The 14,542-nt window shown below is 68.9% G+C and carries 13 protein-coding genes and 1 riboswitch; of the genes, 3 read left to right on the forward strand and 10 right to left on the reverse strand.

Going from position 1 to position 14,542, the window contains the following annotated elements:
• Positions 1-31 precede the first annotated feature (31 nt).
• The 9 genes from thrC to DM816_RS08970 all read right to left on the reverse strand — a co-directional run bounded on the left by thrC (position 32) and on the right by DM816_RS08970 (position 11,037).
• Entirely contained in the window at positions 32-1,312 is a 1,281-nt protein-coding gene (gene thrC, locus DM816_RS08930; protein ID WP_117209678.1) for a threonine synthase, read from the reverse strand.
• 8 nt (positions 1,313-1,320) lie between these two features.
• Positions 1,321-1,430: riboswitch (SAM riboswitch) on the reverse strand.
• A gap of 437 nt (positions 1,431-1,867) precedes the next feature.
• Positions 1,868-2,722 (reverse strand): ABC transporter permease, encoded by an 855-nt coding sequence (locus tag DM816_RS08935; RefSeq protein WP_117209679.1) that lies wholly within the window; start codon positions 2,720-2,722, stop codon positions 1,868-1,870.
• On the reverse strand, positions 2,719-5,406 hold the full coding sequence (locus tag DM816_RS08940; RefSeq protein WP_117209680.1) for a CocE/NonD family hydrolase: 2,688 nt from the start codon (positions 5,404-5,406) through the stop codon (positions 2,719-2,721). The genes DM816_RS08935 and DM816_RS08940 overlap by 4 nt, the downstream gene beginning before the upstream one ends.
• A 191-nt stretch (positions 5,407-5,597) precedes the next feature.
• The gene (locus tag DM816_RS08945) at positions 5,598-5,954 is read right to left on the reverse strand and encodes a DUF3263 domain-containing protein (protein ID WP_246001737.1); all 357 of its coding nucleotides are present in this window, start codon (positions 5,952-5,954) and stop codon (positions 5,598-5,600) included.
• A 29-nt stretch (positions 5,955-5,983) separates the two neighbouring features.
• Positions 5,984-6,892, reverse strand: coding sequence for a diacylglycerol kinase catalytic domain-containing protein (locus DM816_RS08950; RefSeq protein WP_117209682.1), 909 nt, complete (start codon positions 6,890-6,892; stop codon positions 5,984-5,986).
• Positions 6,885-7,895 carry an SPFH domain-containing protein gene (locus DM816_RS08955; RefSeq protein WP_117209683.1) on the reverse strand — a complete coding sequence of 337 codons (1,011 nt, stop codon included), beginning with the start codon at positions 7,893-7,895 and terminating at the stop codon, positions 6,885-6,887. The genes DM816_RS08950 and DM816_RS08955 overlap by 8 nt, the downstream gene beginning before the upstream one ends.
• 145 nt (positions 7,896-8,040) lie before the next feature.
• Positions 8,041-9,027, reverse strand: coding sequence for an ABC transporter permease subunit (locus DM816_RS08960; RefSeq protein ID WP_117209684.1), 987 nt, complete (start codon positions 9,025-9,027; stop codon positions 8,041-8,043).
• Entirely contained in the window at positions 9,024-10,028 is a 1,005-nt protein-coding gene (locus DM816_RS08965) for an ABC transporter ATP-binding protein (protein ID WP_117209685.1), read from the reverse strand. Before DM816_RS08965 ends, DM816_RS08960 begins: the two co-directional genes overlap by 4 nt.
• Positions 10,029-10,251: 223 nt before the next feature.
• On the reverse strand, positions 10,252-11,037 hold the full coding sequence (locus DM816_RS08970) for a DeoR/GlpR family DNA-binding transcription regulator (RefSeq protein ID WP_117209686.1): 786 nt from the start codon (positions 11,035-11,037) through the stop codon (positions 10,252-10,254).
• 142 nt (positions 11,038-11,179) lie between these two features.
• Here DM816_RS08970 and DM816_RS08975 point away from each other — a divergent pair, with 142 nt between their 5' ends.
• From DM816_RS08975 to nagA, 3 genes are read left to right on the forward strand one after another with little or no spacing between them, the layout of a single operon-like run.
• On the forward strand, positions 11,180-12,013 hold the full coding sequence (locus tag DM816_RS08975) for an SIS domain-containing protein (RefSeq protein ID WP_117209687.1): 834 nt from the start codon (positions 11,180-11,182) through the stop codon (positions 12,011-12,013).
• Positions 12,010-12,894, forward strand: coding sequence for an ROK family protein (locus DM816_RS08980; protein ID WP_117209688.1), 885 nt, complete (start codon positions 12,010-12,012; stop codon positions 12,892-12,894). The genes DM816_RS08975 and DM816_RS08980 overlap by 4 nt, the downstream gene beginning before the upstream one ends.
• A complete protein-coding gene (gene nagA, locus DM816_RS08985; RefSeq protein ID WP_117209689.1) occupies positions 12,891-13,979 on the forward strand; it encodes an N-acetylglucosamine-6-phosphate deacetylase in 1,089 nt (362 codons plus the stop codon). Before DM816_RS08980 ends, nagA begins: the two co-directional genes overlap by 4 nt.
• A gap of 31 nt (positions 13,980-14,010) precedes the next feature.
• On the opposite strand, the gene DM816_RS08990 is transcribed toward nagA, so the two are convergent.
• Positions 14,011-14,457 (reverse strand): hypothetical protein, encoded by a 447-nt coding sequence (locus tag DM816_RS08990; protein ID WP_117209690.1) that lies wholly within the window; start codon positions 14,455-14,457, stop codon positions 14,011-14,013.
• Positions 14,458-14,542 lie beyond the last annotated feature (85 nt).

Below are 14,542 nucleotides of genomic sequence, written 5' to 3' on the forward strand. Positions count from 1 at the left end.
GCAGCCGGGCGCACCCGAATTACGAGCCCGGCTACGAGACCAGGCCGGCCTCGCGGGCGGCGCGCAGGGACGGCTTCACGCGATAGGTCGGGCCGGCCTGACCGGCGACCGCGTCGAGAGTCTTCAATCCGTCACCCGTGTTGTAGATCACGGTCTCCAGCTGCGGGTCGAGTTTGCCGCTCGCGATGAGCTTGGCGGCCACGGCGGTGGTCACGCCGCCCGCCGTCTCGGCGAAGACACCCGTGGTGCGGGCCAGCAGCCCGATGCCGTCGCGGATCTCGTCGTCGTTGGCGTAGTCCATCCAGCCGCCTGTGCGCCGCACGGACTCCAGCGCGTAGATGCCCGCCGCCGGGTCGCCGATATTGAGCGACTTGGCGATGCCGGTCGGCTTCACCGGCACGATCTCGTCGGACCCGCGGTGCAGCGCGGTCGCGATCGGGTTGCAGCCCTCGGACTGCGCGCCGAACACGCGCCAGCCACCCTCGGGCGCCACGGCCAGACCGCCCGCGACCAGCTCCTCGAACGCCTTGTCGATCTTTGTGAGCAGCTCGCCGGAGGCCATCGGGATCACCACCTGGGCCGGGATCCGCCAGCCGAGCTGCTCGGCCACCTCATAGCCCAGCGTCTTGGAGCCCTCGGCGTAGTACGGCCGGACGTTGACGTTGACGAAGGCCGTGTCCTCGAAGTCGTCGGTCTCGACGAGCTCGGAGCAGAGGCGGTTGACATCGTCGTATGAGCCTTCGATCGCGACCAGATCGCCACCGTAGACCGCGGTCATCACGACCTTGCCGGGCTCGAGATCGTACGGGATGAAGACGATGGAGGGAGCACCGGCACGGGCGGCATGCGCGGCCACCGAGTTGGCCAGGTTGCCGGTGGAGGCGCAGGCATAGCGGGTGAAGCCGAGCGCCTTGGCCGCGGTGAGGGCGACCGACACGACCCGGTCCTTGAACGAGTGGGTCGGGTTGGCCGAATCGTCCTTCACCCACAGCGGGGCGCGCAGGCCGATCTCGGCCGCCAGCGCGTCGGCCTTGACCAGCGGCGTGAACCCCGGGTTGAGCGTCACGCGCTGGGCCTCATCCTGGCCGGCGGGCAGCAGGCCGGCGTAACGCCAGATGTTTTTCGGGCCCGCCTCGATCTGCTCGCGGGTGACCGTGGCCAGCGCCTCGCGGTCGTAGAAGACCTCCAGCGGGCCGAAACACTCGAAACAGGCATGCTGCGCGGCGATCGGGAAGCGGGCGCCGCAGCCGCGACACTCCAGCCCGAGCGCGGGCGAGTTGAGGCCGAGCGGGGAGGAGACAGCAAGCGACATGAAGATTCCTCTCATCTTTCCGGACAAACGCCGTCCGGTCGGAATTGGCACCAGCCCTATGAAAAAGGTGGTTGCCGGAGCTTCAACGGGCCGTTCCCTCAGCTCCTCTGGATGAGGCAGTATTCGGTTGTGCCGCTCACTTTACACACGCGAGATCACCATGTGGGGCCGGCTCCCATGGTGTGAGACCAGCCCCACACAGCCCTGTGGGGAGGGGACGGACCTGTCGCCTCCGCTCAGAGGGGGCGGCCCGCGAGTGAGGCTCGAGGTCCGGTTGAACGACTCGCTCGATGAGGGTCGTCCCGGACGGTAAGGCCGGCAATTGCGTGACGTAAGAATCGTGTAAACGGGCGACGGTCCAATCTGGACTCTCGTCGGCACGGCGCGCGGCCACCGGTACCGGCTGAACCACACCAGAGCAAGCGCACACATGCAGCAGCAGCGCAGCTTGGAGGCCATCCGCCAGGCGTGGGACGAGGCGGAACGGGGCATGCCGATACATCGGCGTGATCTGCTCGTCCCCGGCGGTGATCCGCTCGCGCGTGGTGCCGTGTCTCAGCTGGTGACGTCCTTGCGGGTGAAGCGCCAGTACGCGATGCCCCAGAACAGGGTGGCGTAACAGATCGCCGAGATGGCGCCCTTGACGATGCCGTCGAACTGCACCGGCGAGCTGAGCAGGCCGAGGTAGGCCCGCACGAAGTGGGTGGGAAGGAAGTTGCGCAGCTCGCCAAGCGCCGTGATCTGGTCGAGAATGCTGGACACGATGAACAGCAGCACGGCGCCGCCGACCGCGCCCAGCGGGGCATCGGTGAGCACGGACAGCAGGAAGGCGATGCCCGCCACCACGAGCAGCGTCACCGACAGGTAGCCCACGACACCGAGCAGCCGCAGCACCCCTTCGCCCGTGGGCACGTCGGCCGAGACCCCCGACTGCAGGGGATTCCAGCCGTAGCGCAGCGTGCCGAGCGCCAGCGCGGTGCCGGTGAGCGTGATGACAGCCAGCAGCGAATAGGTGAGCGCCACGGCGAGTTTGATGCTCAGCAGGCGCCCACGCGGCACCGGGATCGCGAGCAGATATCGCAGGCTCCCCCAGCTGGCCTCGGACGCGATCGTGTCGCCGTGGAACAGCGCGAAGATGACCACGAGCAGGAACGACGACGACACGAACACGGTGAACAGGGCGAAGTTGAGCCCGCCGACGACCGCCACATCAATGATGGACGCGAACGCCCCGTTGCCGTTGTCGTCGTCCCCTTCGCCGCCGATCTCGAACGCGATCAGCAGCACGACCGGCAGCAGCACCATGAAGCCGAGGGCCAGCTGGGTGCGCCGCCGTCGCCACTGCCGCACGAACTCACTCGCGAACGACAGTGTCCTGGTTGGACTGTAACCCTGCGCAGCGCCGTTCATCGGTCTCCACTTCCCGCCGTCGAGGTGCCCACCAGGGCCAGGAACGCGTCTTCCAGCCGCCGCCGCGGTGTCACCCGGTCGATCCCGACACCGGCCTGCACCAGCGACGCGATCGCCTCGGCCCGGCTGAGCTCGCCGAGCTCGACCACCAGCGAGCGGCTGCCGTCGAGCGCGTAGGTCACGCCGTCGAACCGGTCCAGCGTCTTCTGCGCCAGGTCCACATCGGACACGTCGAACACCGTCGTCGGCGTGTCCCCGACAATCTCGTCGACCCGCCCGGACGCGACAACCACGCCCTTGTGCATCACCACCACGTGGGTGCACGTCTGCTCGACCTCGGCCAGCAGGTGGCTGGACACCAGCACCGCTCGCCCGTCGGTCGCGTAGCGCTGCAACACCCGCCGCATCTCCGCGATCTGCGGCGGATCGAGCCCGTCCGTGGGCTCGTCGAGCACGAGCAACTCGGGTAGCCCGAGCATGGCCTGTGCCACCGCGAGCCGCTGCTTCATGCCGTGGCTGTAATCCTTGACGCGCCGCCCGATGGCGTCGCCCAGCCCGGCAATCTCCAGCGCCTGCTCGAACTTGGCGTCTTGCCACGGCCGGCCGGTCGCCTTCCAGTAGGCCCGCAGGTTTTGCTCGCCGGTGAGGTGGGGCAGGAACCCGGGCCCCTCCACGAGCGCGCCGATGCGCGACAGCACGGGCGCGCCGGGCGCCAGCCGCTGCCCGAAGATGAGCACATCGCCCGCTGTCGCCTGGGTCAGGCCCATGAGCACACGCAGGCTCGTCGTCTTGCCCGCACCGTTGGGCCCGAGCAGCCCGACCACCTGTCCACGTTGGACAGTGAAGTCGATCCGCTCGACCGCCACGAAGCTGCCGTAGGTCTTGCGCAGCCCGCGCACGTGCAGCGGCGTGTCGGCGTGCTCGGCCACAACCGTCCTATCCCGACGGCGCAGGCGCATGCGGGCCAGCACGACGCCCACGATCGCCCCGACCGCGAGCAGCGCGACCAGACCTATGAGCAGATAGAGCCAGAACGCGTCGGCCGTCGCGATGGGCACAGGCGGCACGATGGGCAGCGTGACCGCGCCATCGGCCGCCACCGTGTAGACCATCGGCTGCGCCGGACCCAGATAGGACTGGTCGGACGTGGCGATCACGACCCGCAACCGGTGCCCGTCTTCGATGTTGCGCACGATCGCGGGCAGCGTGACGGTCACCGGCTGGGCCTGCGCGATATCTGCCGGCAGCCCGGTCAGCCGGACCGGCGCGATCAGCCCGTTGCTCAGCGAGGGCTGATTGTTTTGGTCGACGACATAAAGCTTGACGAACAGCACCGCCTCGCCCGTGGGCGATGCCGCCCGGATGTGCACGGTCGGCGAGCCGACGACGTTGTGGCTGCCGCGCAACGGTTCGGAGACCCAGTTGCCGTGCTGGCCGGGCAGGTCGGCGGTCACGCCGTTGAGCACCGACGACAGCGCGCCCGCCTGCGGCAGCGACGAGATGGCGGCCGGCGTGCCGTTGGGCGGGTTGGCGATCGCCTGCGGCGGACCGGCGATCGGCACGCTTGCCGTGTCGACGCCGCCAAGCCCCGGGTAATCGTCGTAGGAAAAGCCGGTCGCCAGGCTGCCCCGCTCCAGCGGGTCGAGCCCGGCGATGCTGGAGTAGGTGAAGCTGCCCGACGGCGCCTCACCCGCGCCCTTCACGTAGTGGTCAAACCATTGCAGCGTAAGGAACTTTACCCGGTTTTGGTCTGAGGTCGGGCCCGTGCCGCCGTCGTGGCCGCCGGTGAACCACGCGACGCGCACGTTGGCCCCGGTGATGCCCTTGGCGTTGGCATCGGCCTCGGACAGCGGGAACAGCGAGTCGGCCTCGCCCTGCACGAGCAGCGTGGGAGCCTTGATCCGGCTCAGCGTGCCGGCCGGGCTGCGCGTGGCAAGCAGTGCCTTGGCCGTGTCGTCGAGCGTGCCCGACTCGGCAACGCGCAAATAGGTCTCGCAGATGTCGCGCGCCCATCGTCCACATTGGGGATTGCCGGGCACCGGTTGCTCCGCGGCACCGCGCGCCAGCAGGCCACCACCACCGGCCGGCAGACCGCGCGAGATGCCGGCGCTGAAGAAGATGCCCGCCCACGACTTCTTGAACACGCCGCCGGTAAACAGCGAGTTGCCCAGGTCGTTCCACGTGATCATCGGCACGATCGCGTCGACTCGCTGGTCCTGCCCGGCGAGCAGCAGGGCGAGGGCGCCACCGTAGGACCCGCCCATCACGCCCACGCGCGGGTCGCCCGAGCCGTCGAGCCGCACCTCCGGCCGGGTCGCCAGCCAGTCGAGCAGCCCCTGCGCGTCGCGCACCTCGTGCTCGGGCGAGTTGAGGTGGATCTGTCCGGTGCTCGCTCCGAAACCCCGGGCCGTCCAGGTCAGGACCGCATAGCCCCGGCCGGCGAACTCCTTCGCATCCTCCGCGACGCTTTCTTTGGTACCCCCGAAACCATGGCCGAGCAGGAGGGCCGGCACCTTTTCGGAGGTCTTGGGCAGGTAGAGCCGGGTGTCCAGGGTGACGCCGTTGACGCTGAGGCGCTCGTCATGCGACGTGTAACCGGGGTCGGCGGGCCACAGAGCCCAGGTCACGACGCCCGCGAGCACCGCGACCGCCACAAGCAGAGAAACCCACCGCCGTTTGCGCATGATGGCAACAGTACGACGCCCCTACGTCACTTCCCTCCAAGGAAATCCCTGTTTCAGCCAACTTTCAGCTATCCCGCGTCGAGCGCTGCCCACCCATCGCGGCCCCGAACAGAGCTCCGTTTAGGCCAAGCCGTGCTCGTGGCGCGGTTGTGGTCGGCCGCGGAGCGGTCCGCGCACAACCGCGGCAGGGATTATCTGCGGCTGCGGGCTCGGGCCCGGCTGCCGCGCAGCCGGCGCAACCGCCCGACGAGGACCGGCTCGTGCTCCAGCGCCAGCGGATTGTCCAGCAGCGCGTTGAGCAGCTGGTAGTAGCGCGTCGCGGACAGGTCGAACCGGTCGCGGATGGCCTGCTCCTTGGCGCCGGCGTGCCGCCACGACTGCTTCTCGAACGCCAGGATCTCCAGCTCGCGATCTGTCAACGAGGGAGGCGCAGGAGCGTCGGCGACCTCGTCGGGCGACACGACCTCGTCGGGCGAAAGGTCGCTATCGACGTCGTCGTCGACCTCCCGCCGAGGCGAGGGGATCCCATGACGAAGCGCCTTGTCCACGTTAAACGAGTCTATTGGCCTTCATCAGATCAATGAACCCCCGTGACGAGGTTGAGGCTTTGTTCTGCGACACAGATCGACACCCGCTGGCCCCAGGCCGGCGTGAGCCGGTCGGTCTCGATGCCGTCGGCGAAGCAGACCAGCTGCTCGCCCTCGCTCACCAGTTCAAGCGACTGTCCCTCGGCCAGCAGGCCCGCCGTCAGGCTCGCCCCCGTCGCGGGCGATGGCCAGGCCTCCCGCACAAACCAGCACAGCTGAGCCGCCGTCGGCGCGGGCAACTCCGGCGGCCCCATCCGCTCCCGCGAAATGGAGGCGCACCAACCGGTCGCGCCCGTGCCCGTCCCGACAACCACGCCCGAAGACGAATGCCGCTCGCGCCGTCCCTCCGGTGTGGACAGCGAGTACCGCGCGGACTGATGCGAGCCGTGCCCGAAGTAGATCTCGTTGAGCCCGATCAATCGCTGCCCGTCGTCGAGCGTGGCCGCGGCCATCGTGCGCCGCTCGTGAGCTGCCCGTCCCGCCGCGACCGCCGCGAGCACCTTGCCTATCGAAGCGGCCGTCACACGCACGAGCACACCGGCGTTGCGACCCGGCTCGGGATCGACGCCGATCACCGGCTGGCCGGACAGGTACTTCGCGGCGTTCGCGACGAGCCCGTCCTGCCCGACCGCCACCACGATGTCCTCCGGGCCGAACAGGAAACGCGGAAGGTCATCCCGGTCGACGCCGCCGCGCCGCCAGTTCGCCGGAATGGCCGCGCTGGCCTGTGTCAGAGCATTTTCAAGAGCGTCATGCCTTTCTTGTACCTCCTCCAGCCCGCGATTTCGCTGACGAAGGAAATACGCGGCCGCACCGCGCGTCCCGTGCCGGTCGAGCAGCTCGCTGAGCTCGCTGCGCCGGGACACGACCACCACCCGCGGCGCGAGCGTGCTACTCATCGGGCGTGCGCGCCCCGGCCAGCTTCGCCAGCAGCTGGCTCAGCACATCGGGCGTGATGGTCAGCGCCTGGATGTCGGGCAGCCGCCCCGCGAACCGCTGCACCGTGAGCGCCTGCAGCACACCCGGCGGCAGATCGCGATAGGCGCCCACCCGCGCGACCTCCTTGTCGGCCTCGGCGAGGCCGATGACGCGCACGCCGTTGGCCTTGGCGTCGGCGAGCACCCGCTCCCGCTCGGCCTCGCCCTGGGCGGTCGCCAGCTGCGCGGCCGCGTCGAGCTCGGCCTGCCTGCGCGTGTTCGTGCCATGCTGTTCGACCAGCTGCTGCTCCCGCCGCGCCAGCTCGATCTTGTTTTGCAGCTCGTTTTCGGCGATGGCCCGCTCCTGCTCGACCGCCTGCGCGCGCCGGGCATAGGTGGCCCGGTCGGCCTCGGCCTGCACGGACTCGCGCGTCGGGGTTTGCAGCGCCCGTTCGAGCTCCGGCTCCGGCCGGATCGCCACGACCCGCGCGCTGACCACGGCCACGCCCAGGTCGGTCAGGCGGGCGTCGGCGGCGAGCGCGGCGGAGACCGCTTCCCGTACCGGAGAAATTCCAGCGGTGAGCGCCTCGGCGAGCGGCAATCTGGCCAGCAGGTCGAGCGCCGGTTGCTGGGCCAGCTCGGCAAGTAGGGAGGCAATCTGGTCCAGCGGGCGGGCGCGGGCGGCGCCCGTGTGGGGATGGATGGAGAAGTCCAATCTGGACGACGCCTGCTCGGGCGACGCGATCCTATACGTGACAGTCGCTTGCACGGTCACGTCGGTGAAATCGCTGGTGCGCGCGTGAAACAGCAGTGGCAGTTCCCGGTCGTCCACCGGGACCTCGCTGAGCACCGCGGTCAGCGGGCGGTACCAGAACGACAGCCCCACGCCCTCGCGCTTGACCTGCCCACGCACGTGATGGCGCACCCAACTGGTGGGCGTGCTGCGCAGGTGCCGCAGAAAGAACCGTCTCGAAATATCGGCCATGGGGGTAGCGCCTTTCAAGACCAAAGTTGACCATGAACTTGCGGACACGACACGCCGTCGAGAATGGACTTGAGTTCATGATCGGCGCGGCGGGTGGGGACGGCCCCGGACGATGTCCGGGGCCGCGTCCAATCTAGACAGCCGGCTATGCGATGTCGCGCCGACGGATCGACCAGAACGCGATGGCGGCGATGACCAGCGCCAGGCCGAGGCCGAGCAGTCCGGAGTCGGTGTAGGTCAGGACCTTCTGCGGCGCGTCACACCCGTTCGGCCCGCACGAGACGCTTCCGGAATAGTCGGTCAGCGTGATCTGCTTGTTGAGCCAGGCGGTCATGTGCACCGGGATGAGGTATTGCTCGGCGTATGCCACCCGCGCGATCTGCAGCACGATGCTCAGGCCGATCTGCCCGACCACGATGACACCGATGGCAAGACCCATCGCCAGCGCCGTGTGCCGGCCGATCGAGGCGATCGTGAAGCCGAGCGTGGCGAACAACAGGATCATCCCGATGCCGCGCAACCCGGACAGCCCGAACGATTGCCACGTCCCGCTCGTCATGCCGTTGGTGTCGCCGCGATACTGCCCGGTGAGCCACAGCCCGCCGGTCCACAGCGCGAAGGTCACCACGCCCACGATGGTCATCCCGCCCAGCAGCACGCCGAGCTTGGTACCCAACACACTCATTCGCTTGGGACGCCACGTCAGCAGGTTCATCATCGCTCCGGAGCTCCATTCGGCCCCGACGAACGTCGCTCCGATCAGGAACGCGATCATCGCCATGATGGCCGCCCAGATGATCAGCAAATCACCGAAGGCCCCCTTGAAGCTGAAGCTCGGCGGCAGGAGATGCTCGCCTTGGAACCACTCCCGCTGCGGCGGCACGCACGTCTCGGCAGGGCGTCCGGAGCTCTCACACAGCGCCTTGTCCCGCGTCTCCCAGTCTTTGATCGCCTGCTGGTATTGCTGCTCGGCCTGGGCCTCCGCCGCCGCGATCGCCTGCGGCGTGGATTTTTGGTGGCTGAAAAAGATGCCCGCGAAGATCGCGGCCAGGATGAGCACGCCGATCACCAGCGACCATTTGGTCATGCGGCGCTTGAACAGACGGCGGTTTTCCGCCTTGACCAGACTCATGCTTGCGCTCCCGCCGGGTTGGCCTCGTTCGCCTCGCTGGAAACCTTGACGCTCTGATCGACCGGACGGTGCTGCCCCGGCACCGGCGCCGTGCCGGTCAGCTCAAGGAACACGCTCTCCAGGTCGGCGCCCACCGGCGTGAGCTCGGAGACGTACAGCTGCCGCTCGGCCAGCATCCGGGAGATCGAGGCGGGCTTGTCCACACCCGACACCAGCAGATGGCCATTATTCTTCTGGTACCCGATGCCTGCGGCGCTGAGCACCTGCCCGGCCGCCTCCAGGTCGGCCGGGGTCTCAAACGCCACTCGCACCTGCCCGGTCGAGTACGCCGCGAGCACCTCCGACACCGGTCCGGCGGCGACGCGCCGGCCCAGCGAAATGATGGTCACGTGGTCACAGATGATCTGAATCTCGCTCAGGATGTGGCTCGAAAGCACCACGGTCATGCCGCCCGCGGACAGGGTCGCCATCATCTCGCGCATCTCGCGGATGCCGCCCGGGTCGAGCCCGTTGGCCGGCTCGTCAAGGATCAGCAGGCGCGGCTGCTTCAGCAGCGCCGACGCGACCGCCAGGCGCTGCTTCATGCCCAGCGAATAGGTCTTGACCCGCTCCTTGGCCCGCTCGCGCAGCCCCACCAGCTCGAACGCCCAGTCCACACGCGACTGCGGGAGGTTGCCCGCGTCGCACAGCAGCGAGAGCGTGTCGCGCGCCGTGAAGTTGCCGAAGAACTGCGGGCTCTCGACGATCGCGCCCAGCTGGTGGATCACCTGCGGCAGCGCGGCGGGCAGCTCCTGCCCGAACACGCGCATCTCACCGCCGTCCGCACGGATCAGGCCAAGCAGCGTGCGCAGCGTCGTGGTCTTGCCGGACCCGTTGGGACCGAGGAATCCGTGCACCTGACCGGCTTCGACGTGCATGTCGAAGCTGTCGAGGGCGCGTCTGGGGCCACCGCGCGATCTATATGTCTTGCGTAGGCCATTGATCTCGAGTACGGAACTCATGCGGGCACCATACAGAGTATGCACAACCGCTGTCAGGCCGCCCTTCTTTTCGCAGCAGGTTGGGTGGCAGCTTCGTGATCAACCCAACCTGCCGAATTTTCCGGGTGGCGGTGTGGCGGCCGAAGGCCGACATCTCCGAGCCGGAATTGCCGGCCGCAAGAGCACGGCTTCGCCGGAACAGGGTTAAACCCTGCGCGACTTATGCCCCTGCGCGACTTATGCCCTACGCGACTATCACTTTGATGCCGGCGGCGCGGAAGGCGGCCACCTGCTCCGGGTCGGCGGTCGAGTCGGTGACCAGCGTTTCGACCCGCTCCACCGGGCAGATGCGGGCGAACGCGTGGCTGCCGAGTTTGGACGAGTCGGCGATGATGACGACACGTTTGGCCCGTGCGACCATGAGCGAGTTCATCGCGGCCTCGCCCTCGTGATGGGCGGCCGCGCCGAGCTGCATGTCGATCGCGTCGACGCCGAGCAGCGCGAGATCGAGCGTGACCTCCCGCAGGATGCCCCCGCCCAGCGGGCCGACGAGCTCGAACGATTGCGGCCGCACGACGCCCCCGGTCACCACGACCTTCATGCGCGAGCGGACCAGTAGCTCGTTGGCGATGTTCAGCGCGTTGGTGACGACGGTCAGCTGGGCGCCGTCGGTGGTCGAGTTGAGCTCGGGCCGCACGGCCAGCGCGCGGGCGACCTCGGTCGTGGTGGTGCCCCCGTTGAGCCCGACCACCATGCCGGGGCTGACGAGGGCCGCGGCGGCAAGGCCGATGCGCTGCTTCTCCGCCGAGTGCTTTGCCGTCTTGTACCGCAGCGGCAGATCGTAGGACACGCCGTTGGCCACCGCCCCGCCCCGCGTCCGGGTGATCATCTGCTGCTGGGCGAGCTGGTCGAAGTCGCGCCGGATGGTCGCCTGGGACACGTCGAGCCGCTCGGCCGCGTCCTCCACGGTGATGCGGCCGGTGTCCGTCAGCAGCTCCAGCAGCGCATTCCAGCGGGTGTACCGATCCACTCAACCTCCAACTGCGCAATGTGTGCACAATAATGCGCGAAACTGGGTTTTACAAAGCTCGGTTCTGCGCGAAGCTTGCCTGACCTTCAACCGCCCGCGCAGAATTACGCGCGAAACCATGGACTTTCGAACGGATACGCGCATGTCACATGTCTCGGAGGAGATCGAGAGCCAGCCCGAATGCTGGCGCCGCGCCGCCACGCTCAGGCCGCCCGCGCTCCCGCGACCAGGCGAGCGGGTCGCGGTGGTGGGCTGCGGCACCTCCTGGTTCATGGCCATGGCCTATGCCGTGCTGCGCGAGGCCCGCGGCGAGGGCGAGACCGACGCCTTCGCCGCGTCGGAATTCCCGCGCGGGCGGGCCTATGACCGCGTGCTCGCGATCACCCGGTCCGGCACGACAACGGAGGTCCTGGACCTCAAGCCGGACACGGTGATCGTCGGGGACGAGACGAGCCCGATCTCGCGGACCGCCGCGAACGTGATCGCGCTGCCCTGGGCGGATGAGCGGTCGGTGGTGCAGACGCGGTTCGCGACCACGGCCCTGACGCTGTTGCGCGGCGAGGACCTGAGCGCGGACGCCGCGCGGGCCTTGGCCATGCCCTTGCCCGTGGATGTGGAAACGCTTGAACAGGTTACGTTTGTCGGCCGTGGCTGGACCGTGGGGCTCGCCCACGAGGCCGCGCTCAAATGCCGGGAGGCGGCCGTGTTCTGGGCCGAGTCCTACCCCGCCATGGACTACCGGCACGGACCCATCTCGATTGCCGGGCCGGGGCGTGCCGTGTGGGCGTTCGGGGACGTGCCGGACGGGCTGGGCGAGCAGGTGCGGGCGACGGGTGCGGCGTTCGTGCATGAGCCGGGCCTTGATCCGATGGCGCACCTGATCGTGGCCCAGCGGCTGGCCGTGGCGCTGGCCGCGCATCGCGGGCTGGATCCGGACGCGCCGCGCCACCTCACCCGGTCGGTGATCCTTCGATGACCGTGATTTCCATAGACGTCGGCGGTACGGGGATGAAGTGCGCGCTGGTCGACTCGGCGCACCGGGTGATCCACTCGGAGCGGCACCCCACCGGGCGGGAGCGCGGGCCCGCTGCCGTGATCGAGACCATTTTGGACGTCGCAAGTGGACTGTCGGCACGGGCCGCGGTAACCGCTATCGGAGTCGTGGTGCCGGGGGTTATCGACGAGGCGAACGGCATCGCCGTTTATTCGTCCAATGTGGGCTTTCGCGATGTCCCGTTGCGCGACATCGTACAAAATCATCTTGGGGTTAAAGCGGTTCTTGGGCACGATGTGCGGGCCGGGGGGCTGGCGGAGGCACGGCTCGGCGCGGGGCGGGGAGCCTCGCAGGTGCTCGTCGTCCCGATCGGGACCGGGATAGCGGCGGCACATGTGGTAAACGGTGTCGTGGCAAGTGGTGCGCACGGGGCGTACGGCGAGATCGGGCATATTGTCGTGCGGCCGGGTGGGCCCAAGTGTGGGTGCGGGCAAAACGGTTGCCTGGAAGCGGTTGCGTCGGCCTCGGCGCTGGAGCGCCGCTATTTCGAGCTGTCCGGTGAGCATGCCACGGCGGCGCAGCTGTCGGCCCGGCTCAAGTCCGATCCGGTGGCGGATCGGGTGTGGCGCGAGGCGGTCGATGCGCTCGCCGATGGGCTGCTGACCGGCCAGACGCTGTATGACGTGGAGCGCATCGTGATCGGCGGCGGGCTCGCCGAATCCGGGCCGCTCCTGCTGGCTCCGCTGCGCCGGGCGCTCAAGAAAAAGGCGACCTTCCAGCGGGTCCCCACCGTCACGAAGGCCAAACTGGGCGACGAGGCGGGATGTCTCGGCGCCGCACTGCTCGCGCTGGAGGCGGCATGACCTCGGTTACTGGGCGCATTGTCACGCCCAAGGGCGTCGTGGAGGGCCGGCTGAGCGTGCGCGACGGCCGGATCACGACGATAAGGAAGGCCGCGGGCGTCGAGAGCCAGTGGGTGCTCCCGGGTTTCGTGGACATCCACAACCACGGCGGTGGCGGGCACACGTTTACCACGGGCGATCCCGACTCGGCGCGGGGCGCGGCGGCGTTCCACTTAGGACACGGCACCACGACCCTGCTCGCGAGCCTGGTCTCGTCGCCGTTCGAGGTCATGAGGGAAGCGGTTACAGCGTTCGCGCCGCTGGTGGCCGATGGGGTCATCGCGGGTGTCCACTTTGAAGGCCCGTACCTCTCGCACGCCCGGTGCGGCGCGCAGAATCCTTCGTATCTCAGGGATCCCGACCGGGCCGAGCTGGCCGAGCTCATCAAGCTCGCCGAGGGCTCGCTGCGCATGGTCACTATCGCGCCGGAGCGGCCCGGTGCCCTCGACGCCATCGCTGCGCTGCGCGAACACGGAATTGTCGTAGCCATCGGCCATACTGATGGCACCTTTGAACAGGTGCGGTCGGGCATCGCGGCGGGAGCGACGGTCGCGACCCACCTGTTCAATGGCATGCGGCCCATGCTGCACCGGGAGCCGGGGCCGATCGTCGCGCTGCTCGACTCTCCGGAGGTGGTTTGCGAGCTTGTCGCCGATGGCGTGCACCTGCATGACGCCGTGCTGGCCTTCGCCGCGCACGCGGCCGGGCCGGGGCGCACCGCGCTCATCACCGACGCGATCGACGCGGCCGGGATGCCCGACGGCGAATACGACCTGGGCGGCCAGACCGTGGTCGTCGCCGACCGGGTGGCGCGGCTGAAGCAGGGCGGCTCGATCGCGGGCAGCACGCTGACCATGGATGCCGCGCTCCGCCAGGCGGTGGGCGCCGGGCTGTCCATTGTGGACGCTGCGCAGATGGCGGCGACCACACCGGCCCGCGTGCTGGGCCTGGACAAGCGCACGGCCCCCGGGTGCGACGCCGACCTGGTCGTGCTCGACGACGACCTGCACGTGCTGCGCGTCATGCGCGCCGGGGCCTGGCAGTGACCGGCGCCGCGGCCGACCCGCTTCCTGTGGCTTACCAGCCAGGGCCGACAGTAAAGTCCGGCCCGTCCGGCGTGTCCACCAGCTCCCACCCAAACGACCGCAACCCGATGCCGTCGCGCGCCCCGAACTGCAGCAGCAGGTCCTTTGTGGACCCGTCGGGGAGCTCCGCCGCGACGCCGGCGAACAGTTCGGCGGGCGACATGCCGAGCATCCCCGCCACCACGTGCGGCAGCGAAAGCCCGATCATCGTGTCGCGCGGATCGTCGACACCCTCCTCCACACCCAGTGCCATGGCGAGCAGCCCCCGCCGCAGCAACTCCGGGGACCTTTCCCGCAGGGCGATGGTCTGCATCCGGTACCCGTAGCGGCCCAGGGCGAGCCGATCGCGTTCACTCAGCCGTCCCCTGCTGTGCAGCAACTCTTCGGCGTGGGTGTCGAGGTCGCCCGGGATCCGCTGGAGATTGGGTGAGTACTTCACTCCGAAGACTATGCCTGCTGGGCCGGCGGACCGCACCTCCGCCGTCCCAGCAACCCCGTGGCATCCAGGATGCAAAGGGGCGGGC

It is taken from the genome of Allorhizocola rhizosphaerae, from assembly GCF_003426775.1.
Classification (GTDB): domain Bacteria; phylum Actinomycetota; class Actinomycetes; order Mycobacteriales; family Micromonosporaceae; genus Allorhizocola; species Allorhizocola rhizosphaerae.

Excerpts from the sequence above, each read along its gene's own strand:
- DM816_RS08955 (WP_117209683.1), bottom strand. The coding sequence starts at position 7,895 with ATGGCCGATATTTCGAGACGGTTCTTTCTGCGGCACCTGCGCAGCACG.
- DM816_RS08935 (WP_117209679.1), bottom strand. The coding sequence starts at position 2,722 with ATGAACGGCGCTGCGCAGGGTTACAGTCCAACCAGGACACTGTCGTTC.
- DM816_RS08980 (WP_117209688.1), top strand. The coding sequence starts at position 12,010 with ATGACCGTGATTTCCATAGACGTCGGCGGTACGGGGATGAAGTGCGCG.
- DM816_RS08975 (WP_117209687.1), top strand. The coding sequence starts at position 11,180 with ATGTCACATGTCTCGGAGGAGATCGAGAGCCAGCCCGAATGCTGGCGC.
- thrC (WP_117209678.1), bottom strand. The coding sequence starts at position 1,312 with ATGTCGCTTGCTGTCTCCTCCCCGCTCGGCCTCAACTCGCCCGCGCTC.
- nagA (WP_117209689.1), top strand. The coding sequence starts at position 12,891 with ATGACCTCGGTTACTGGGCGCATTGTCACGCCCAAGGGCGTCGTGGAG.
- DM816_RS08960 (WP_117209684.1), bottom strand. The coding sequence starts at position 9,027 with ATGAGTCTGGTCAAGGCGGAAAACCGCCGTCTGTTCAAGCGCCGCATG.
- DM816_RS08940 (WP_117209680.1), bottom strand. The coding sequence starts at position 5,406 with ATGCGCAAACGGCGGTGGGTTTCTCTGCTTGTGGCGGTCGCGGTGCTC.
- DM816_RS08965 (WP_117209685.1), bottom strand. The coding sequence starts at position 10,028 with ATGAGTTCCGTACTCGAGATCAATGGCCTACGCAAGACATATAGATCG.
- DM816_RS08950 (WP_117209682.1), bottom strand. The coding sequence starts at position 6,892 with ATGAGTAGCACGCTCGCGCCGCGGGTGGTGGTCGTGTCCCGGCGCAGC.